A 19,547-nucleotide genomic window follows, 5' to 3' on the forward strand; every position below is an offset into this window, starting at 1 on the left:
CCACGAAGGTGCCGCACCGTCGGCGCGACCGCCCTCGACGGCGTACGCCGTGCCCGACCGGCAGCGCGTCAGGACCGGGCGGCGGTGCGGGCAGCAGTGCGCGCGGCGGTGGCGCGGCGGCGCAGGTCGGTGGCGCGCTCGCCGTAGCGGGCGGTGAAGGCGCTGGAGAAGTGTGCCGCCGAGGTGAAGCCGCAGTGGTGGGCCACCTCGGCGATCGTCATCGAGGCCGCCGCCGGCGTGACGAGCAGGTCGCGCGCCACCTCGAGGCGCCGCTGCAGCACGTGGCGGGGCACGCTCGTGCCGGCCTCGGCGAAGACGCGCGAGAGGTGGCGGGTGCTGAGGCCGACGCCGGCCGCGATCTGCGTGGCCGAGAGGCCGGGCTCGCGCAGGTGCTGGTCGACGTAGGCCATCGCGGCCGCGCGGTGGGCGGCCGTCAGGTCGGCGCGGTCGCTGCCGGTGAGCGCACCGAGGAGCTGCAGCAGCGTGCCCTCGTCGACGGGGCTCGGGTCGTCGTCGCGCGTGGCCGCCCCGACCTGGCGGGCCAGGGTGTGGGCGAAGGAGTTGGCGCCTTCGGCCGCGAAGCCGACCACGAGCGGCTGGCGCACCTCCTCGATGCCGGTGACCTCGGCGAAGACGTCGCGCGGCACCTTGACGACCAGCTCCTCCAGGCCCCGGGAGAAGCCGCGCATGAACGGCCGGTCGGCGTCGCACATGAGCATCTGCCCCGGCTGGAGCGTGCGCACGCCGTCGTCGTGGTAGAAGAACGCCTCGCCGACCAGGCTGAAGAACAGCGCGACCGACTCGGCGGGCCGGCGCCGCACCAGCTCCTCGTCGCGCTCGACCACGTGGGCCGTGCCGCGCACCCGCGCGAGGTGCACCCGGTCGAGCTGCACGTTGACCTCGGCCGCCTCGAGCACCGCCGCGGTGAGGGTGCGGCAGCGCAGCCCGATGAGCGCCTCGGCGTTGTGGCTCTCCCACAGCTCGACGCGCTCGTGGTCGGGCAGGCCCGCGGTCGAGAACGCCACCGGAGCGCGCCCGACCGGCGCGCGAGGTGTGACCGACGTCATGCCACGAGCCTACGGGCGGGCGTCCACACCCGGTCCGGACCAGGCCGTCGCGGGCAGTCGCGACCCGACCTGGGGCGACGACTCCCCTGAGCGTGCCCGTGCCCTCGAGGCAGCGGCGGTGACCGTCTCGGTCGGGTCAGCGCAGCGGAGCAGGCACCTCGTCCACCGCGTCGGCGACCTCGGCCGTGTCCTCGGCCGGGGCGACCGGGGCCACCGGCGCACCGGCCGGGGCAGCGGGCGCGGTCGGGGCGGCCAGGTCGACCGAGGGCGCCGCCTCGGGTCGCGACGGCAGGCGCCAGGCCGTGACGACGACGACCAGCGAGAGGACCGCGCTGATCGCGAAGGCCGCCCGCATGCCCGCGACCTGCGCGGCGGCCGACCCGAGGGTCTCGACGACCTGCTCGGAGCGCACGGTGACGACGGTGACCGCGAGCGCGGTGCCGAAGGCCGCCGCGACCTGCTGCAGCGTGCCGAGGATCGAGCTGCCGTGGGAGTAGAGGTGGGGCGGCAGCGCACCGAGGCCGAGCGTGAAGACCGGCGTGAAGGTGGCCGCCAGGCTCACCGTCAGCAGCACGTGCAGCGCGAGCAGCGCGACGACCGGGGTGGTCAGCGAGACCTGGGCGAAGCCCACGAGCGCGGCCACGATGCCGACCGAGCCGGGCAGCACGAGCACCCGGCTCCCGAACCGGTCGAAGGTGCGACCGACGGTCGGGCCGAGCAGGCCCATGGCGAGACCGCCCGGCATCACCAGGAGGCCGGTCTCGAGCGGCGAGAGCCCGCGCACGCCCTGGAGGTAGAGGGGCAGCAGGATCAGCGAGCCCATCATCGCCATGAAGGCCACCGAGAGCAGCACCAGCGCGCGGGCGAAGGTGGCGTGGGAGAGGGCGCGCAGGTCGAGCAGCGGGCTGCCCGTGCGCTGCAGGCGCAGCTGGCGCAGCACGAAGCCGGCGACGAGCAGCACCCCGACGGTGGTGATGGTGACGGCGGGGCCGACGCCGCCCTCGGCGAACTGCGTGAGGCCGTAGACCAGGCTGCCGAAGCCGAGCGCCGCGACGACGACGCTGGGCCAGTCGATGCTGCTCACCTCGGGCTCGCCGATGTCGGGCAGGTGGCGCAGCCCGGACCACGTGACGGCGACCGCGATCGGCAGCACCAGCAGGAAGAGCAGCCGCCAGGAGCCGAGTTGCAGCACGACGCCCGAGACCGTGGGGCCGAGCGCGGGCGCGACCGACATCGCCATGGTGACGTTGCCCATGACCCGGCCGCGGTCCTGCACCGGCACGACCGTCATCAGCGTCGTCATGAGCAGCGGCATCATCACCGCGGTGCCGGCCGCCTGCACGACGCGGCCGACCAGCAGCACCTCGAAGACGGGCGCGGCCGCCGAGATCGCCGTGCCGGCGACGAAGACGCCCATGGCCGTGGCGTACGCCGCGCGCGTGGTGACCCGGCGCAGGAACCAGCCGGTGACCGGGATGACCGCGGCCATCGTGAGCATGAAGGCCGTCGAGACCCACTGCGCGGCCTGCTCGGTGACCTGGAAGCTCGCCATCAGCCGCGGGATCGCGTTGAGCATGATCGTCTCGTTGAGGATGACGACGAAGGTCGCGACCACGAGCAGCTTGATGACGGTCGGGGTGCCACCGGGCGCGGCGACGGCGCCGCTGGTCGGGTCGGCGGCGGTGTGGTCTGCCGGGGTGGGCACAGGCATGGGCGGTCCTCTTGGTCCTGGCGTGCGGGTGTCTCGGTGCGCTCGTCCCGACCCGCACGTCGGGAGGCTGCGACGAGGTCGACCCGCGCCGAGGACCGGAGTCATCGGCGAGTCACGCGACCGACGTCCATGGTCCCCCTCAACCGTTGCAGTGCCAAACCGATTCCCGCGACGTCGCCGCGCCGCGCGGTCGCCCCACGACGCCCGGGCGACCTGGGACACTCGACCAGCCCGCCCCCCGTCGTCCGATCGGACCCCACGTGCCCTCCTCGCGCCCCGTCGCCCGGTCCACCGGCCCCCTCCCCTCCGTCGCAGCCCTCGCAGCCCTCACAGCCGTGCTGAGCGGCTGCGGTGACGACGCCGCCGCCACGGCGTACGACCCCGACTCGGACCGGTCCACCTACGACGACGTGCGGGCCAGCGCGTCGTACGACGAGGACTACCCGGACGACTTCCGGGTCGAGTCGGCCCTGCCCGACGGACGCAAGGTCCGCGTCTGGGTCTCCACCAACGGCGACGCCCTGCTGGAGCAGCACTACTCACCCGACGCGGATGCGTGGACCGGACCGGCCACCATCTACACCTCGGACGAGCCCGACCCCTGCCAGGGCATCACGCTGACCGAGGAGAACGGCATCGTCGCCGTCACCGCCGACTTCGGCCTCTACTGCGAGGACGGCGAGCCCCCGCAGGACTCTGTCGCCGCCGTCGCCACGGGCGACCTCACGGAGTGGGAGACCCACTCCACCGAGGGGTTCGACGGGTGGGAGAGGCTGACGATCACCGGGACCCGGGTCGAGTGGAGCCGGGGGAGCAGGAGCCTCACCTGGGAGCCCGGCGACGGTTTCGACGACTGACGCTCCGGTCCGACCCGGCGGGCCTCGACCTGGACCCGCCCGACGCGCGGGCCACTGGTCCGCTCGGCGAGCCGGACCTCACACGGTGAGGCGCCAGCCCGCGACGTCGACGAGGAAGTGCGCGAGCACGAGGGCGCCGAGGTAGAGGGTGGAGACGGCGAGCGCGGCGCCGGCCTGCACCGGCAGCGCGCGGCCGCGCACGAGCGCGAAGGCGGTGGCGGCGGCCCACCCGAGCGCGGCCTCGGCCGGCACCACGTAGACCGCCACGCCGAGCACCCGCGCCGTGTCGCCGACGGGCTCCCACAGGTCGAGCACCGGCGCGAGCAGCTCGGCGCCCGCGAAGACCGCGGCCGCGAGCACCGCGGCACGTCCTGGGCGGCCGCCGCTCAGCGCGAGCGCCACGAAGAGCGGGGCCAGCCACATGCCCGCCATGGCGAGCGGGATCGCGTCGTCGACGCGCAGCCCGCCGGTGTCGGGGAAGCGCAGCGTGCCGACCAGGTCGACCAGCACCCAGTCGGGCAGCACCTGCCAGACCGAGACCAGCAGCAGGAAGACCGCCAGGGCGCCGAGGTCGTCGCGGCCCGTGGCCCGGCAGACCAGCGGCAACCCCACGGCGTACGCCGCGACGCAGGCGAGCACGCCCCACCCCTGGGCCGGCGGGTCCAGCGCGAGCGCCACCGCGCCGCCGGCGAGGAAGAGCGCGTGCAGGGCGACCAGCGGGCCGAGGCCCTGCCGGCTGGTGCCCACGGGGTCGGGGCGGCTCGCGGTCGTGGGCGCGGTGGTCGTCACGGCGGCACCGTAGTGCCGCGCGCGGCCGCGTCTGCCGCTCCCGTCAGCCGCCGGCGTCCGCCGCCGCGTCGGCCGCGGCCCGCACGACGAGGTCGCGCGCCGGGCCGGCGGGCGGCTGGCGGCCGTCGCGCCAGACGGCGTGCAGGTGGCGGGTGAGGTCGACGCCGTCCACCTCGACGCGCACCAGCCGCCCGGTGGCCAGGTCGTCGCGCACGGCGTGCGCCCCGAGGACGGCCGGGCCGGCACCGGCCGCGACCGCGGCCCGCACCGCCGCGGTGCTGGACAGCTCGAGCGCCGGCGGCGCGGTGTCGTGACCCGCCAGCGCGCGCTCGAGGACCGTGCGGGTGCCCGACCCCTGCTCGCGGACCACCAGCGGCGTCGCCGCGAGGCGGGCCGCCGTCACCGGGCGCCGCACGCGCGCCCACGGGTGCCCCGGGGCGACCACGACGACCAGCGCGTCGGTGCCGACGAGGCGCCGGTGCAGGCCGGCCGGGGCCTCCGGGCCCTCGACGAAGCCGAGGTCCACCTCGCCGGCCCCCACCAGCTCAGCCACCCGGGCGCTGTTGGTCGCGGTCATCGTCACCTCGGTCTGGCGCTGACCGCGCTGCTGCTGCGACGCGCGCAGCCCGACGAGCCACCCGGGCAGGAGGTGCTCGGCGATGGTGAGGCTGGCCGCGATCGTGAGGTGGCCACGGCGGTCCGAGCGCAGGGTCGCCAGGCCCGCGTCGAGCTCCGCGGCCGCGGCGAGCACCTTGTCGGCCCAGTGCACGACCAGCTCGCCGGTCTCGGTCAGCGTCGAGCCGCGCGGGGAGCGGGTGAGCAGCGGCGCGCCGACCACGGCCTCCGTGGTGCGCAGCCGCGAGGACGCCGCCTGCTGGGTGGTGCCCAGCTCGGCGGCGGCGGCGCTCAGGCTCCCGAGGCGCGCCGCCGTCACCAGCAGCTCGAGCGAGCGCAGATCCGGCACGTGGGGTCCCAGCACAGGCCCAGCCTGTCACAAGGGCGGATTGTGACGGCACAAGTGCGACATCGTTCTCCTACGCCTGCCGCCACCGGAGACTCGGGGCATGACCCTCCGCATCGCCGTCGTGGGCGCCGGGCCCGCCGGGATCTACGCCGCCGACTCCCTGCTCAAGTCCGACGTCGACGTCGCGGTCGACCTGCTCGACCGCCTGCCCGCGCCCTACGGCCTGGTCCGCTACGGCGTGGCGCCCGACCACCCGCGCATCAAGGAGATCGTCAAGGCCCTCGACCGGGTCCTGGCCTCGCCGGGCGTGCGCTTCCTCGGCGGTGTCGACCTCGGCGTCGACGTCAAGCTCGAGGAGCTGCGCGAGCTCTACGACGCCGTCGTGGTGGCCACCGGTGCCCGCGCCGACCGCGACCTGGGCATCCCCGGCGAGGAGCTGACGCACGGGGCGGCCGACTTCGTGTCGTGGTACGACTCGCACCCCGACGCCCCGGAGTCGTGGCCGCTCGACGCCGCCTCCGTGGCCGTCGTCGGGGTCGGCAACGTCGCCCTCGACGTCGCACGCGTCCTCGCCAAGGACGGCGAGGAGATGCGCGTCACCGACGTGCCCGGCCCCGTGCTCGACGCCCTGCGGGCCAAGACCACCACCGACGTGCACGTCTTCTCGCGCCGCGGGCCGGCGTACGTCAAGTTCTCCCCGCTCGAGCTGCGCGAGCTCAACCACTCCCCCAGCGTCGAGGTGGTCGTGCACCCCGAGGGCTTCGACGTCGACGACCACGGCATGGCGCACGTGGGCGCGAACAAGTCGGCCAAGCTGGTGCTCGACGTCCTGGCGAACTGGGTCGGCCGCGACCTCGAGGGCAAGCCGCACCGCATCCACCTCCACTTCTGCGAGGCCCCCGTCGAGGTCGTCGGCGAGGACGGCCGGGTCACCGCGATCCGCACCGAGCGCACCGCGCCCGTCGGCGACGGCACGTACGCCGGGACCGGCGAGGTCACGACCTGGGAGGTCGGCGCGGTCTACCGCGCGATCGGCTACCGCAGCAGCCCCGTGCTCGGGCTCCCCTTCGACGACCGCGCGGCCGTCGTGCCCAACGTGGGCGGCCGCGTCGTGGACCTCGACGGTGAGCCGGTCCCCGGCGCCTACGTCACCGGGTGGGTCAAGCGCGGGCCGGTCGGCCTGATCGGCCACACCAAGAGCGACGCGGCCGAGACCGTCGGCCACCTGCTCGCCGACCTCGCCGGGCGCGGGTCGGACGGGTCCGACGGGGCGGCGACGCGGTCCGAGGCCGAGGTCGACGCCTACCTCGCCGCCCGCGGGGTCGACGTGCAGACCTACGAGCGCTGGCGGCGGCTCGACGACCACGAGGTCGCGCTCGGCGCCGCCGAGGGCCGCACCCGCGTCAAGGTCGCCGGGCGCGAGGAGATGCTCCGACTGGGGGCAGGGCTGCCGGAGGCCTGAGCCGCGCGCGGTCGGCGCAGCAGCCCCAGCGCGGCCCCGAGGAGGCAGAACCCGGCCGCCACCACGGCGAGCGGCGGCGCGGCGACGTGCTCACGGGCGACACCGAAGCCCGCCGACCCCGCGGCCTGACCGGTGGCGAGGGCGACGAAGAGCCAGGAGGTCCCCGCCGCCGCGCGGGGGCGGCCAGGCGTGGCGCGCCCAGAGGATGAGCACGGCCGACGTCGCCATGTAGCCGGCGCCGAAGACCGCCGTCGTCGCGAGGGCGGCCCACTGCTCCTGCGCCGCGGCCGCGAGCCCCGCACCGGCGCTGGCGACGGCGAGGGCCGCGGCGGACAGCACCCACCCGCCGCGCAGGCCCGCCCGGCCCACCAGCACCCCGGCGAGGGGGCCCAGCAGCCCGCCGAGCCCGAGCGCCACCCAGAGCCCGCCGACGCCGTCGGGCGGCACCGCGCCCGCCTCGGAGAGCAGCACCGGCCCGAAGGTCCACGTCAGCGCAGAGCCGGCACCGACCAGCACGGCGGCGGCGGCGGGCAGCAGCAACGCGCTGCGGCCGACACCCCCGACGACCGGCTCCTGGCGATCTTCGACGCGGTCGAGACCTTCCGGGCCGCCGCGCACCCCACCCAGTGGTGCTGCTTCCTCGCCACCGCCTCGGAGCGGCCCTCACCCGACGGACGCCGTGCGGAGGACGGGGCCGCCCCCGACCCGGTCCTGGCGCTGGTCGCCGAGGACACCCGGCGCGTGACGGAGCGGCTGCGACGACTGGCCGGCGAGACCGCGCACCCCGACCCCGACGCCCTCGCAGCCCTCCTGCTGGTGCTCTACAACGGGGTGCTGGGCAGCCTGCTCCGCGGCGCCCCCGCCGACCCCGTCGCCGCGGCGCGCACCGCGGCCCGGGCGGCCCTGCGCGCCTGACGGCACCGCGCGCCGGCGCCGGTTCGGACCGGTCGCGTAGACAGGCGGCGTGCGACCCGCCGACCTCGACTACGACAACCGCACCGGGCGGGGGCCCGGCCGCGTCGTCCGCACCGCCGCGGCCGTCCTCCCGGGCGTGGCGCGCGTGTGGGACCGCGTCGAGCCCTACGCCGACGCCTGGCACGCCCACAACCGCGCCGTGCTGGGGCGACCCGGCCGACGGTGGTTCGTGCTCGGCGACTCGATGTCGCAGGGCGTCGGCGCGTCGCGCCACGACCGGGGCTGGGTGGGGCAGCTGGCCCGGCGGCTCGCCGCCGACGGCCTCGAGCTGCAGGTGCTCAACCTCTCGGCGACCGGCGCCCGCGCCGACGACGTCGTCGCCCAGCAGCTGCCGCTCGTGGAGCGGATCGGCGTGCGCGAGGGCGACCTGACCACGGTCCTCGTGGGGTCGAACGACCTCTACGGCGGCCGCGCCGCGCGCCGACGGCTCCCCGCGGCGTACGCCGCCCTCGTCGCGGGCGTGCCCCCCGGCACGGTCGTCGCGACCCTGCCGCGCGCGCACGGCGTCGCGAGCCGCGCCAACGCCCACGTCGAGGAGGCCGCCGCGGTCGGTCGGGTGAGGCTGCTCGACCTGCGCACCCTCGGCCCCGACAGCTGGCGAGGACTGCTGGCCAGCGACCTCTTCCACCCCAACGACGCGGGCTACGCCGCGATCGCGGACGCCTTCGAGCCCACCGTGCGCCGCGCGCTCGCCTGACCCCCGGGTTGGCGGCTCAGCCGGCGGGCGGGGTCGGCCACTCCTTCGCGACGAGGGTGAGCACGTCGTAGGTCGCGACGGGCGCGCCGTCGGCGTTGGTGACGACCGCGTCCCAGCGCACCTCGCCGTAGTCGGCGGAGGTGCGCGGGGTGACCTGCTTGACCGTGAGCGTCACCGCGATCGCGTCGCCGGCCTTGACCGGGGTGAGGAAGCGCAGCGCGTCGACGCCGAAGTTGGCCAGCACCGGGCCCGGGTCGGGGTCGACGAAGAGCCCCGCCGCGAGCGAGACCACGAGGTAGCCGTGGGCGACGATCCCGCCGAAGAGCGGGTTGCGCTGCGCGGCCGCCTCGTCGGTGTGGGCGTAGAACGTGTCGCCGGTGAACTCGGCGAAGTGCTCGATGTCCTCGAGGGTGACCGTGCGCGAGGCGGAGCGGATCGTGTCGCCGATCCGCAGCTCGGCCAGGCTCCTGCGGAAGGGGTGCACGTCGGTCTCGCGGCGCCTCGCGCCGGTGGTCCAGCGGCCCGTGATCGCGGTCATCGCGTCGGGCGAGGCCTGGACCGCGGTGCGCTGCATGTGGCGCAGCACGCCGCGCACGCCGCCCAGCTCCTCACCGCCGCCGGCGCGCCCGGGCCCGCCGTGGACGAGCACCGGGAGCGGGGAGCCGTGACCGCCGGCCGCCCTCGCCTCGGCCGCGTCGTCGCGGTCCAGCACCAGGAGGCGACCGTGGTGGGGCGCGAGGCCGAGCACCACCGTGCGCGCGACCTCGGGGTCGCGGGTCACGACCGAGCCGACCAGGCTGCCCTTGCCGCGCGCGGCGAGCTCGACGGCGCCGCCCGGGCCTTCGAGCGCGTCGTAGGCGAGGAGCGTGCTCACCGGTCCGAAGGGCTCCACGTCGTGCGGCTCGACCGCCCCGTCGCGCGCCCGCAGCAGCACCGGGGAGAGGAAGGCGCCGCGCTCGGCGTCGGCGCCGACCACCTCGACCCGGTCCGGGTCGCCGAAGACGACGTCGGCCGACGCACGCAGCGACTGCACGGCCTTGCGCACCTCGTCGCGCTGCTCGAGCGAGACGAGTGCCCCCATCCGCACCTGCTCGTCGCGGGGGTTGCCGACCGTGACCTCCGCCAGCCGGGCGGCGATCGCCTCGGCCACGTCGTCGAGACGCTCCCGGGGCACAATCGCGCGGCGGATCGCGGTGCACTTCTGACCGGCCTTGACCGTCATCTCGGTGACGACGCCGCGCACGAAGAGGTCGAACTCCTCGTCGCCCGGGCGCACGTCGGGCCCGAGCACCGAGCAGTTGAGCGAGTCGGCCTCCACCCCGAGCTCGACCCCGCCGTGCAGCACCTGCGGGTGGGTGCGCAGCAGCCCGGCGGTGTGGGCCGAGCCGGTGAAGGCGACGTGGTCCTGCACGGTCAGCTCGTCGAGCAGCCCCTCGGGGCTGCCGCAGAGCAGCTGCAGGCTGCCCTCGGGCAGCAGGCCCGACTCGACGATGCGCCGCACGACCAGCTCGGTGAGGTACGCCGTCTGGGCGGCCGGCTTCACGATCGTGGGGACGCCCGCGACGAAGGCGGGCGCCAGCTTCTCGAGGAACCCCCACACCGGGAAGTTGAACGCGTTGACCTGCACCGCGACGCCGGGTCGGCTGGTCCACACGTGCTGGCCCAGGAAGGTGCCGCCCTTGCCGAGCGGCTCGGGCGGGCCGTCGAGCACCACGGTGTCGTTGGGCAGCTCGCGGGTGGCCTTGCTCGCGATCGAGAAGACGGTGCCGATGCCGCCGTCGACGTCCACCGCGGTGTCGCGGCGGGTCGCGCCGGTGGAGAAGGACACCTCGTAGAGCTCGTCCTTGACCGAGCCGAGGTGCTTCGCCACCTGCTTGAGCAGCCCCGCGCGCTCGTGGAAGGTGAGCGCGCGCAGCGCCGGCCCGCCGACCTGCTTGGCGTGGGTCACCATCGCGGCGAGGTCGAGCCCCGCGGAGCTGAGGCGCGCCACCTCCTCGCCGGTCACCGCGTCGAGCACCGGCCGCCCCTCGTCGGCCGCGCGGTGCCACGTGCCGACGGCGTAGCTCTCCAGAAGTCGTCCCACGTCTGCTCCTCGCTCGGGTCGGTCGGGCTCGCGGACCCTTGCGCGGCCCCCGGTGGTGTGCCAACCTAATACAGACCGAGCGGTCAGGAAAGACCTCCAGGAGGACACGATGTCGGTGACCGACCAGCCCGAGGCCGAGGCGCCTGAGGGCCTCGAGGCGCTCGAGGCGCTCGAGGCGCAGTTCGAGGCGGTGATCGCTCGCAGCGACCGCGTCGAGCCGCGCGACTGGATGCCCGACGGCTACCGCAGGACGCTCATCCGGCAGGTCGCGCAGCACGCGCACTCCGAGATCATCGGGATGCAGCCCGAGGGCGGCTGGATCACCCGCGCCCCCTCGCTGCGGCGCAAGGCGACGCTCCTGGCCAAGGTGCAGGACGAGGCCGGCCACGGGCTCTACCTCTACTCCGCCTGCGAGACCCTCGGCGTCTCCCGCGGCGAGCTCACCGAGATGCTGATCGAGGGCAAGCAGAAGTACTCCTCGATCTTCAACTACCCCACGCTGTCCTACGCCGACGTCGGCACCATCGGCTGGCTCGTCGACGGCGCGGCCATCTGCAACCAGGTGCCGCTGTGCCGCACCTCCTACGGCCCCTACGGCCGGGCGATGATCCGGATCTGCAAGGAGGAGTCCTTCCACCAGCGGCAGGGCTACGAGCTGCTGATGGCGATGATGCGCGGCACCGACGAGCAGCGCGCGATGGTGCAGGAGTCGGTCGACCGCTTCTGGTGGCCGGCGCTGATGATGTTCGGCCCGCCCGACGACGACTCCCCCAACACCGCGCAGTCGATGGCCTGGGGCATCAAGCGCAACACCAACGACGACCTGCGCCAGCGGTTCGTCGACATGAGCGTGCCGCAGGCCGAGGCCCTCGGCGTCACCTTCCCCGACCCCGAGCTGCGGTGGAACGCCGGGCGCGGCCACTACGACTTCGGCCAGCCCGACTGGGAGGAGTTCGCGCAGGTCGTGAAGGGCGACGGGCCCTGCAACGCCCAGCGCATCGCCCACCGCCGCCGCGCCCACGAGGACGGCGCCTGGGTGCGCGAGGCCGCGAGCGCCTTCGCCGCGAAGCAGGCCGCGTCGTGAGCGGCGAGCGCGACTTCGCCGCGGAGGGCGGCCACGGGGCCGTCCCGCTGGCGGGGGTGCCGGCCAGCGAGCCGGGGCACGGCCGGGAGCGGGGGCTCCCCCTCTACGAGGTCTTCGTGCGCGGCAAGCGCGGCCTCAACCACGTGCACGTCGGGTCGCTGCACGCCGCCGACGACCAGATGGCGGTGCGCCACGCCCGCGACGTCTACACCCGCCGCAACGAGGGCGTGAGCATCTGGGTCGTGCGCGCCGACGCGATCACCGCCTCGAGCCCCGACGAGAAGGACCCGCTCTTCGCGCCCGCCGGCGACAAGGTCTACCGGCACCCGACCTTCTACCCCATCCCCGCCGACGTCCCCCACATGTGAGAGGCGGTCACCGATGAGCCACGCCGCACCCGACCCGAGCAGCGGCCAGGGCAGCGCCTACGACGGCCTGCTCGAGCACCACGACGTGGCCGGCGACGCCTCCCAGTGGGCCTTCGGCACCGACTTCGAGGACCCGCTCGCCGGCGTCGACACGACGCTGCCCGACGGTGTCGACGGCGCGGCCCTGGCGGCGTACTGCCTGATGCTCGGCGACGACGCCCTCGTGATGTCGCACCGGCTCTCGGAGTGGTGCAGCAACGCACCCGACCTCGAGGAGGACATCGCGCTGGCCAACCACGCGCTCGACCTGCTGGGGCAGGCGCGGCTGCTGCTGGCGCGCGCCGCGGCCGCTGACCCGGCGTGCGTGCCGGTGCTGCCGGAGGGCTCGCCGGTGCCCGCCGAGGACGCGCTCGCCTTCTTCCGCGACGCCGGCGACTTCCGCAACGTGCGCCTCGTGGAGGTGCCGCACGGCGACTTCGCGCACGTCGTGGTGCGCCTGCTGCTCTTCTCGACGGTCCGGCTCGCCCTGCTCGGCCGGCTGACGGGGAGCCGCGACCCCGTGCTGGCCGCGATCGCCGCGAAGGGGGTCAAGGAGCTGACCTACCACCGCGACTGGTCGGGACGCTGGTTCCTCACGCTCGCCCAGGGCACCGAGGAGTCGCGCCGACGGCTGCTGGCGGCGCTCGACGCGCTGTGGCCGCTCTACCCCGAGCTCCTCGCCACCCACCCGACCGAGGCCGCGCTGGCCGAGGCCGGCGTCGGGGCAGCCCCCGGCGACGTGCGCGACGAGGTCGAGGTCGTGCTCGAGCAGGTGCTCGCCGTCAGCGGGGTCGAGCGGCCGCAGCGCGGCCCGCTCGCCGGTGTGCGCGGCCGCACCGGTCGCGACGGGCTGCACACCGAGGCGCTCTCGCGGGTGCTCGGCGAGATGCAGGTCGTCGCGCGCGCGCACCCGCGGGGGCAGTGGTGACCGCCGCGCCCGCGACCGAGGAGCACCTCGCCGACGTGTGGGCGGTCGCGGCGTCGGTCACCGACCCGGAGATGCCCATGCTGACCCTCGCCGACCTCGGTGTGCTCCGCGGCGTGCGCGAGGAGGCCGGCACCGTGGTCGTGACCATCACCCCGACCTACTCCGGCTGCCCGGCGATGGCGACCATGCGCGACGACCTGGTGCACCGCCTGGCCGACGCCGGGCGCCGCGCCCGCGTCGAGGTCGCGCTCAGCCCCGCCTGGAGCAGCGACTGGATCACCGAGCGGGGGCGCCGGGCGCTGCGCGAGCACGGCCTGTCCGCGCCCGCCCCCGCCCCGCGCGCCGACGGGCCGGTCGCGCTGAGCCTGCTCCCGACCCGCCGCGCGCTCACCTGCCCGCGCTGCGGTTCGGAGGCGGTCGACCTCACCTCCGAGTTCGGCGCGACCGCCTGCAAGGCCCTCTACCGCTGCACGTCGTGCCTCGAGCCGTTCGAGCACGTCAAGGAGATCTGATGACCGTCCTCGCGACCGGCGGGACCGGGCCGGCCGACGCGCGCCGCGGCCCGCGCTCGGCCCCCTTCCACACCCTGCGCGTCGCCCACGTCGAGCAGCTGTGCGACGACGCGGTCGCGGTCACCTTCGACGTGCCCGCCGACCTCGCCGAGGCGTACGCCTTCGCGCCGGGACAGTCGCTGACCGTGCGGCGCGAGGTCGAGGGGCGCGAGGAGCGGCGCTCCTACTCGATCTGCGCACCCGCGGGCGCGGCGCCGCGCATCGGCGTGCGCGAGATCCCCGACGGCCTCTTCTCCTCGTGGCTGGTCCGCGAGGTGCGGGCCGGCGACGAGGTGGAGGTGCAGGTGCCGACCGGTGGCTTCACCGCCGACCCGGCCGCCGGCGGGCGGCACCTGTGCATCGCGGCGGGCTCGGGGATCACCCCGGTGCTGTCGATCGCCAGCTCGCTGCTGGGCCACGACGGTCCGGGGGGCGCCGAGGTGGCCCTGCTCTACGGCAACCGCACCAGCGCGTCGGTGATGTTCGCCGAGGAGCTCGGCGACCTGAAGAACCGGCACGGCTCGCGCTTCCAGCTGGTGCACGTGCTCTCGCGCGAGCCGCGCGACGCCGAGCTCTTCTCGGGCCGGCTCGACGCCGACCGGCTGCGGCGCATCCTCGACCTGCTGCTCCCGGCGCACACCTTCGACCACGTGTGGCTCTGCGGCCCGCTCGGCCTGGTCGAGGACGCCCGCACCGTCCTGGCGGAGGTCGGCTTCCCCGCCGAGCGCGTCCACTTCGAGCTGTTCTACGTCGACGCCCCGCCGCCGGAGCTGCGCCGACTCGACGCCGCGCCCGACGGCGCCGCGGCCGACGTGACCGTCGTGCTCGACGGGCTGTCCGCCACCGTGCCGGTGCCCTACGACCGCACCGTGCTCGACGCGGCGCAGGCCGTGCGCTCCGACCTGCCCTTCGCCTGCAAGGGCGGCGTGTGCGGCACGTGCCGGGCCAAGGTCACCGAGGGCGAGGTCGACATGCGGCGCAACTACGCCCTCGACCAGGACGAGGTCGACGCGGGCTTCGTGCTGGCCTGCCAGAGCTACCCCACCAGCGACCGGGCCGTCGTGGACTTCGACGTCTGATGCGCGACCTGAGCCCGCGCCCCGGTGACCTGGAGCCGATCGAGACGGCGTCGCTCGACGAGCTGCGCGCACTGCAGACCGAGCGACTGCGGTGGTCGGTGCGCCACGCCTACGACCACGTGCCGCACTACCGCCGGGCCCTCGACGCGGTCGGCGTGCACCCCGACGACGTGCGCGAGCTCGCCGACGTGGCCAGGCTCCCCTTCACCACGAAGGCCGACCTGCGGGAGAACTACCCCTTCGGGATGTTCGCCGTGCCGCGCGAGCAGGTCGCCCGGGTGCACGCCTCGAGCGGCACGACCGGCAAGCCGACCGTGGTGGGCTACACGCACGACGACCTCGAGGTGTGGGCGAGCGTGGTCGCGCGCAGCCTCCGGGCGGCGGGGGCCCGTGGCGGCATGGTGCTCCACAACGCCTACGGCTACGGCCTGTTCACCGGCGGCCTCGGCGTCCACGCCGGCGCCGAGCGGCTCGGGATGACCGTGGTGCCGGTCTCCGGCGGCATGACCGAGCGCCAGGTGCAGCTGATCTGCGACTTCCGGCCCGACGTCGTCACGGTGACGCCGTCCTACCTGCTCGCCGTCGTCGACGAGATGGAGCGCCAGGGCGTCGACCCGCGCTCCACCTCGCTGCAGGTCGGCGTCTTCGGCGCCGAGCCGTGGACCGACGACATGCGCCGCGAGGTCGAGCAGCGGCTCGACATGCACGCCGTGGACATCTACGGCCTCTCCGAGGTCATCGGCCCCGGCGTCGCGAGCGAGTGCGTCGAGACCAAGGACGGCCTGCACGTGTGGGAGGACCACTTCTACCCCGAGGTCGTCGACCCGGTGACCGGCGAGGTGCTCCCTGACGGCGAGCGGGGCGAGCTCGTCCTCACCTCGCTCACCAAGCAGGCGATGCCGGTGCTGCGCTACCGCACCCGCGACCTCACCCGGCTGCTGCCCGGCACCGCGCGCACGATGCGGCGCATCGAGAAGGTCACCGGCCGCACCGACGACATGCTCATCCTGCGCGGGGTCAACCTCTTCCCGACGCAGATCGAGGAGCTGGTGCTCGGCCTGCCGGCGCTCTCGCCGCACTTCCAGTGCCGCCTGACGCGCGAGGGCACGCTCGACGCCCTCACCGTCGTCGTCGAGCACCGCGGCGGCGTCGCCCGCGCCGACGCCGACGCCGCGAGCGCCGAGCTGCGACGCCTGGTCAAGGCGTCGATCGGGGTCAGCGTCGACGTCGAGGTGGTCGCCCCCGGCGCGGTCGAGCGCTCCGTCGGCAAGATGCGCCGCGTCGTCGACGAGCGGCCGGCCCGGTGAGGTCGGAGGGCGGCCGCGACGCCGCAGGCGAGCACGAGGTCGCCCGACGCAGCGCCGCGCACATGTGGGACGCCGACGCCGCCTCGCGCTCACTCGGGATGCGGCTGCTCGAGGTGGGGCCGGGGCACGCCACGGTCGCGATGGTGGTGCGCGACGACATGGTCAACGGCTGGCAGATCTGCCACGGCGGCCTCGTCGCGACCCTGGCCGACAGCTGCTTCGCCGTCGCGTGCAACGCGCGGGGCCAGGTCACGGTCGCCGCGGGCTTCGACGTCACCTTCCTCGAGAGCGCCCGGCTCGGCGACGAGCTGGTCGCGGAGGGCCGGGAGGTCGCGCTGCGCGGCCGCTCGGGGCTGTACGACGTGACCGTCCGCCGCGGCGACGGCACGGTCGTCGCGGAGTTCCGGGGCCGCAGCCGGTCGCTGGGGCGCGCCAACCCCGCGCTGGAGGGCTGACCGAGCGCCTCGGCGTACGCCACTGGTGAGGCAGGACCGTCACCTGTCAGCCGAAGCCTCGGCCCCGGAGTGACGGTTTCCCCGGCTGGCCGGGGAAACCGGCAGCAGGGCCGTCGGCCGTCAGGGGCGGCGCAGGCCCTCGAAGGCCAGCGCCGAGACGGTGGCGGCGAGGGCGTCGGGGGTGAGCGGGCCGCCGGGGCGGTACCACTCGACGAGCGAGTTCACCGTGCCGAAGAGCAGCCGGCTGATCAGGTCGGGCGGCACGTCGTCGCGCAGCGCCCCCTCGGCGACCGCCTCCTGCACCAGCACGGCGAGGGCCTCGTCGATCTGGCGGCGCCGCTCGAGGGCGGCCAGCTCGACGGCGCTGTTGCCGCGCACCCGCAGCAGCAGCGTGACGGCCGGCAGGTGCGCGGCGAGGATGCGCACCGACTCCTCGACGGTCGCGCGGAGCCGCTGCGCCGCGCTGGCCTGGCGGTCCTCGGCCGCCGTCGCCACCGCGCGCGTCAGCCCCTCCAGCGCCTCGTCGAGCGCGGCGCCGAGCAGCTCCTCCTTGCTCGCCACGTGGTGGTAGATCGCCGACTTCGTCAGCCCGAGCTCCTGCGCGATGTCGCCGATGCTCGTCGCGTCGTAGCCCTGGCGGTTGAAGAGCTCGACCGCGCGGCGCAGGACCGTCTCCTGGTCGTAGCCCGGGCGGCCGCGCCGGGGCCGCGGTGCCGGTGCGTCGTCCACGCCGTCATGCTCGCACGGCGCCCGCCCGCCTCAGAGGCGGGCGGCCAGCCGGTGGTAGGCGGCGTTCCACCGCAGCTCGCGCTGCACCTCGCGCACCGTGGAGTCGGCGCCGATCACGACGACCTCGGTGCCGGTCATCTCGCCGAAGGTCTCGAGCACCTCGGTGCCGACAGCCTTCGAGAGCACCGTGTGGTGCGGGGCGCCCGCGAGCAGCCACGACTCCGCCGACGTCGACAACGAGGGCCGCGGCTGCCACACCGCGCAGGCGACCGGCAGCAGCGGCAGCGCCTCGTCGGGCTCGACGAGGTGGACCTCGTTGACGGTGAGGCGGAAGCGGTCGCCCAGGTCGGAGAGGCCCGCGACCACGCCGGGGCCGGGGTCGGCCACGAAGCGCAGCCGGACCGGGTCCTCGCGGCCGCCGATGGACAGCGGGTGCACCTCGAGCGACGGCTGCGCGGAGGTGATGGTCGGGCAGACCTCCAGCATGTGGGCGCCGAGGATCTTCTCCTCGCCGGGGACCAGGGGGTAGGTGTAGTCCGCCATGAAGGAGGTGCCGCCGGGCAGCCCGTCGGCCATCACCTTGGTCGCGCGCAGCAGCACCGACGTCTTCCAGTCGCCCTCGCCGCCGAAGCCGTAGCCGTCGGCCATCAGCCGCTGCACCGCGAGGCCGGGCAGCTGGCGCAGCCCGCCGAGGTCCTCGAAGTTGGTCGTGAACGCACCGAAGCCGCCCTCGGTGAGGAAGGTGCGCAGGCCGACCTCGATCCGCCCACACGAAGTAGGGCGTCGCCTGCTCGGGCGCGATCCAGACCTCCGTGCTGACGGTCGCGTCGGTGAGGCCGGCGAGCACGTGGTCGGGCAGGCGGACGTGGTCGTCGACGCCGTCGATGGCCAGGCCCTCGCTGCCCGCGGTCGGGCCGCCGACGGCGGTCGCGTCGCGGTCGTGGCCCGACGCGTCCTCGACCACCGCGCCGCTGAGCGACGTGAGGGGGTAGTGGACGACGAGCCCGGCCGCGAGGTCGGCGTCGGTGACCGCCGCTGCGGCCAGGTCGACGCCCTGAGCCGGGGTGGCGGCGACGGCGGGTGCGAGCCCCACGGCCAGGAGCAGGGCGGCAGCCAGACCAGCGGCGGGGCGGGGGTGGAGACGGGGGCGGGAGAGCACGGGGAGGGCTCCGTCCTCCGGCCGTTCCGAGGCGGCCGGGTCGAGGTGACAGGCGCTCTGTGATCGGCGTCACGTCAAGTTGTGAGCGCTGACACCGCGGCGCCCGCCCCGTCATCCGGGGTCGGTCGCCAGCCGGTAGCCGCGCTTGACCACCGTCTCGACGCACCGGGTGCCGACGGCCGCGCGCAGCCGGGCGACGGCCATCTCGACGGCGTGCTCCGAGGCCGCGGTGCCCGTCGGCAGCGTCGCGAGCAGGGCGCGCCGCGACACCACGAAGCCGGGGTTGACCGCGAGCGCCTGCAGCACCGCGAGCGGCGCCGGGGTCAGCGGCACGGCGGTCCCGTCGAGCAGGACCGTGTCGCCGTGGAGGAGCAGGGTGTGGCCCGCGACCTCGAGGGCCGTGCCGTCGCGGCGCGACGGCAGCTCCGCCTCCATCGTCTTGACCATGGCGCCCAGCCGGCTGCGCTCCGGGACCAGGGCCGGCACCCCCCAGACCTCCAGGGCCGCCGCGGTGACCGGTCCGACGCAGCACGCGACGACGTCGGCCTGCACCGCAGCGACCACCTCGTCGCGACGACCGGTGACGCCGGCGGCGTCGAGGAAGGCGGCGACGGCCGGCGCGGAGGTGAAGGTGACGGCGTCCAGCCGCCGCTCGGCCACCGCGTCGACCATGCGGAACATCGGGGTCGGGTCATCGGCGCTCTGCACGCGGTAGACCGTCACCACCTCGACGCTCGCGCCCTGCCGGCGCAGCGCGTGCGCCACCATCGACAGCGACTGGCCGTGCTCCTGCACGACGATGCGCACCCCGGCGAGGTCGCGCCCCCGCAGGTGCGCCAGCACGTCCTCGAAGCGCTCGGAGTCCGGCGACCACAGCTCGCGCAGCCCGTGGCGACGCAGGGCCCCGACGCTCTTGGGCCCGCGCGCCAGGATCTCGGCGCTGCCGAGGTGCGCCAGCAGCGCCGGCAGCAGCCCCCACCGCTCCGCCGCCGCGAACCACGCGGCCGTGCCCACGCCGGTGGTCGCGAGCACCATGTCGACGGGCGCCGCCAGCACGGCCTCGGTCGCCGCCCGCAGTGCCGCGTCGTCGACGTGGTGCGGCTCGAGCGAGAGCGCGGGGGCCCACTCGACCTCCGCGCCGCGCCGCTCGAGCAGCTGCACCTGCTCCTCCACCTTGCGGGCCGCGGTCACCCCGATGCGGAAGCCCGACAGCGGCAGCCGGCCCTCCCTCACGGCTCCGCCC

General features: G+C 75.5%; 21 protein-coding genes. 12 read left to right on the forward strand and 9 right to left on the reverse strand.

Annotated elements, in window-relative coordinates:
- Window positions 1-68: 68 nt before the first annotated feature.
- Together BJ989_RS01220 and BJ989_RS01225 are read right to left on the reverse strand one after the other, a co-directional pair.
- Window positions 69-1,067, reverse strand: a complete 999-nt coding sequence (locus tag BJ989_RS01220; protein ID WP_179516667.1) for a helix-turn-helix domain-containing protein — start codon at window positions 1,065-1,067, stop codon at window positions 69-71.
- A gap of 136 nt (window positions 1,068-1,203) precedes the next feature.
- On the reverse strand, window positions 1,204-2,778 hold the full coding sequence (locus BJ989_RS01225; RefSeq protein WP_179516668.1) for an MDR family MFS transporter: 1,575 nt from the start codon (window positions 2,776-2,778) through the stop codon (window positions 1,204-1,206).
- 335 nt (window positions 2,779-3,113) lie between these two features.
- On the opposite strand from BJ989_RS01225, the gene BJ989_RS01230 reads away from it, so the two are divergent.
- A complete protein-coding gene (locus tag BJ989_RS01230) occupies window positions 3,114-3,635 on the forward strand; it encodes a hypothetical protein (RefSeq protein WP_179516669.1) in 522 nt (173 codons plus the stop codon).
- Window positions 3,636-3,713: 78 nt separating this feature from the next.
- On the opposite strand, the gene BJ989_RS01235 is transcribed toward BJ989_RS01230, so the two are convergent.
- Entirely contained in the window at window positions 3,714-4,424 is a 711-nt protein-coding gene (locus tag BJ989_RS01235) for a DUF6989 domain-containing protein (RefSeq protein ID WP_179516670.1), read from the reverse strand.
- A gap of 43 nt (window positions 4,425-4,467) precedes the next feature.
- Window positions 4,468-5,403, reverse strand: coding sequence for a LysR substrate-binding domain-containing protein (locus BJ989_RS01240; protein WP_218848662.1), 936 nt, complete (start codon window positions 5,401-5,403; stop codon window positions 4,468-4,470).
- 85 nt (window positions 5,404-5,488) lie between these two features.
- On the opposite strand from BJ989_RS01240, the gene BJ989_RS01245 reads away from it, so the two are divergent.
- Window positions 5,489-6,850 carry an FAD-dependent oxidoreductase gene (locus BJ989_RS01245; RefSeq protein WP_179516671.1) on the forward strand — a complete coding sequence of 454 codons (1,362 nt, stop codon included), beginning with the start codon at window positions 5,489-5,491 and terminating at the stop codon, window positions 6,848-6,850.
- 90 nt (window positions 6,851-6,940) lie between these two features.
- On the opposite strand, the gene BJ989_RS01250 is transcribed toward BJ989_RS01245, so the two are convergent.
- Window positions 6,941-7,468 carry a hypothetical protein gene (locus BJ989_RS01250; RefSeq protein WP_179516672.1) on the reverse strand — a complete coding sequence of 176 codons (528 nt, stop codon included), beginning with the start codon at window positions 7,466-7,468 and terminating at the stop codon, window positions 6,941-6,943.
- Between the two features lie 123 nt (window positions 7,469-7,591).
- Between BJ989_RS01250 and BJ989_RS01255 the strand changes: the two genes are divergently transcribed.
- Window positions 7,592-7,765 (forward strand): hypothetical protein, encoded by a 174-nt coding sequence (locus BJ989_RS01255; protein WP_179516673.1) that lies wholly within the window; start codon window positions 7,592-7,594, stop codon window positions 7,763-7,765.
- Window positions 7,766-7,814: 49 nt separating this feature from the next.
- A complete protein-coding gene (locus tag BJ989_RS01260; RefSeq protein WP_179516674.1) occupies window positions 7,815-8,522 on the forward strand; it encodes a GDSL-type esterase/lipase family protein in 708 nt (235 codons plus the stop codon).
- Between the two features lie 16 nt (window positions 8,523-8,538).
- Here BJ989_RS01260 and paaZ read toward each other — a convergent pair whose 3' ends face one another.
- Window positions 8,539-10,605 carry a phenylacetic acid degradation bifunctional protein PaaZ gene (paaZ, locus tag BJ989_RS01265; protein ID WP_179516675.1) on the reverse strand — a complete coding sequence of 689 codons (2,067 nt, stop codon included), beginning with the start codon at window positions 10,603-10,605 and terminating at the stop codon, window positions 8,539-8,541.
- Window positions 10,606-10,714: 109 nt separating this feature from the next.
- Here paaZ and paaA point away from each other — a divergent pair, with 109 nt between their 5' ends.
- The 7 genes from paaA to paaI are packed head-to-tail and all read left to right on the forward strand — an operon-like array spanning window position 10,715 to window position 16,416.
- Window positions 10,715-11,689, forward strand: coding sequence for a 1,2-phenylacetyl-CoA epoxidase subunit PaaA (gene paaA, locus BJ989_RS01270; RefSeq protein ID WP_179516676.1), 975 nt, complete (start codon window positions 10,715-10,717; stop codon window positions 11,687-11,689).
- A complete protein-coding gene (gene paaB, locus BJ989_RS01275) occupies window positions 11,686-12,057 on the forward strand; it encodes a 1,2-phenylacetyl-CoA epoxidase subunit PaaB (protein WP_425489977.1) in 372 nt (123 codons plus the stop codon). Before paaA ends, paaB begins: the two co-directional genes overlap by 4 nt.
- 13 nt (window positions 12,058-12,070) lie before the next feature.
- Window positions 12,071-13,024: a 1,2-phenylacetyl-CoA epoxidase subunit PaaC gene (gene paaC, locus BJ989_RS01280; protein ID WP_179516677.1), complete on the forward strand. Its 954-nt coding sequence runs from the start codon at window positions 12,071-12,073 to the stop codon at window positions 13,022-13,024.
- A complete protein-coding gene (gene paaD / locus BJ989_RS01285; protein WP_343048982.1) occupies window positions 13,021-13,536 on the forward strand; it encodes a 1,2-phenylacetyl-CoA epoxidase subunit PaaD in 516 nt (171 codons plus the stop codon). Before paaC ends, paaD begins: the two co-directional genes overlap by 4 nt.
- Window positions 13,536-14,654: a 1,2-phenylacetyl-CoA epoxidase subunit PaaE gene (gene paaE, locus BJ989_RS01290; RefSeq protein ID WP_179516678.1), complete on the forward strand. Its 1,119-nt coding sequence runs from the start codon at window positions 13,536-13,538 to the stop codon at window positions 14,652-14,654. The genes paaD and paaE overlap by 1 nt, the downstream gene beginning before the upstream one ends.
- Entirely contained in the window at window positions 14,654-15,961 is a 1,308-nt protein-coding gene (gene paaK / locus BJ989_RS01295) for a phenylacetate--CoA ligase PaaK (RefSeq protein WP_179516679.1), read from the forward strand. The genes paaE and paaK overlap by 1 nt, the downstream gene beginning before the upstream one ends.
- Window positions 15,958-16,416, forward strand: coding sequence for a hydroxyphenylacetyl-CoA thioesterase PaaI (gene paaI, locus BJ989_RS01300; RefSeq protein WP_343048983.1), 459 nt, complete (start codon window positions 15,958-15,960; stop codon window positions 16,414-16,416). Before paaK ends, paaI begins: the two co-directional genes overlap by 4 nt.
- Window positions 16,417-16,536: 120 nt before the next feature.
- Here paaI and BJ989_RS01305 read toward each other — a convergent pair whose 3' ends face one another.
- Together BJ989_RS01305 and BJ989_RS01310 are read right to left on the reverse strand one after the other, a co-directional pair.
- Entirely contained in the window at window positions 16,537-17,145 is a 609-nt protein-coding gene (locus BJ989_RS01305; protein ID WP_179516680.1) for a TetR/AcrR family transcriptional regulator, read from the reverse strand.
- A gap of 30 nt (window positions 17,146-17,175) precedes the next feature.
- The gene (locus tag BJ989_RS01310; RefSeq protein ID WP_179519264.1) at window positions 17,176-17,907 is read right to left on the reverse strand and encodes an L-arabinose isomerase family protein; all 732 of its coding nucleotides are present in this window, start codon (window positions 17,905-17,907) and stop codon (window positions 17,176-17,178) included.
- Between the two features lie 85 nt (window positions 17,908-17,992).
- Here BJ989_RS01310 and BJ989_RS01315 point away from each other — a divergent pair, with 85 nt between their 5' ends.
- The gene (locus tag BJ989_RS01315; protein ID WP_179516681.1) at window positions 17,993-18,367 is read left to right on the forward strand and encodes a hypothetical protein; all 375 of its coding nucleotides are present in this window, start codon (window positions 17,993-17,995) and stop codon (window positions 18,365-18,367) included.
- Window positions 18,368-18,415: 48 nt separating this feature from the next.
- Here the strand turns inward: BJ989_RS01315 and BJ989_RS01320 are convergent, their stop codons facing one another.
- Window positions 18,416-19,537 (reverse strand): uroporphyrinogen-III synthase, encoded by a 1,122-nt coding sequence (locus BJ989_RS01320; protein WP_179516682.1) that lies wholly within the window; start codon window positions 19,535-19,537, stop codon window positions 18,416-18,418.
- Window positions 19,538-19,547 lie beyond the last annotated feature (10 nt).

It is taken from the genome of Nocardioides perillae, from assembly GCF_013409425.1.
Taxonomy (GTDB): Bacteria; Actinomycetota; Actinomycetes; order Propionibacteriales; family Nocardioidaceae; genus Nocardioides; species Nocardioides perillae.

What these genes read in the sequence shown, in the direction of transcription:
- BJ989_RS01220 (WP_179516667.1), bottom strand. Translation starts at nt 1,067, where the DNA reads ATGACGTCGGTCACACCTCGCGCGCCGGTCGGGCGCGCTCCGGTGGCG.
- BJ989_RS01225 (WP_179516668.1), bottom strand. Translation starts at nt 2,778, where the DNA reads ATGCCTGTGCCCACCCCGGCAGACCACACCGCCGCCGACCCGACCAGC.
- BJ989_RS01245 (WP_179516671.1), top strand. Translation starts at nt 5,489, where the DNA reads ATGACCCTCCGCATCGCCGTCGTGGGCGCCGGGCCCGCCGGGATCTAC.
- paaA (WP_179516676.1), top strand. Translation starts at nt 10,715, where the DNA reads ATGTCGGTGACCGACCAGCCCGAGGCCGAGGCGCCTGAGGGCCTCGAG.
- paaC (WP_179516677.1), top strand. Translation starts at nt 12,071, where the DNA reads ATGAGCCACGCCGCACCCGACCCGAGCAGCGGCCAGGGCAGCGCCTAC.
- paaE (WP_179516678.1), top strand. Translation starts at nt 13,536, where the DNA reads ATGACCGTCCTCGCGACCGGCGGGACCGGGCCGGCCGACGCGCGCCGC.
- paaK (WP_179516679.1), top strand. Translation starts at nt 14,654, where the DNA reads ATGCGCGACCTGAGCCCGCGCCCCGGTGACCTGGAGCCGATCGAGACG.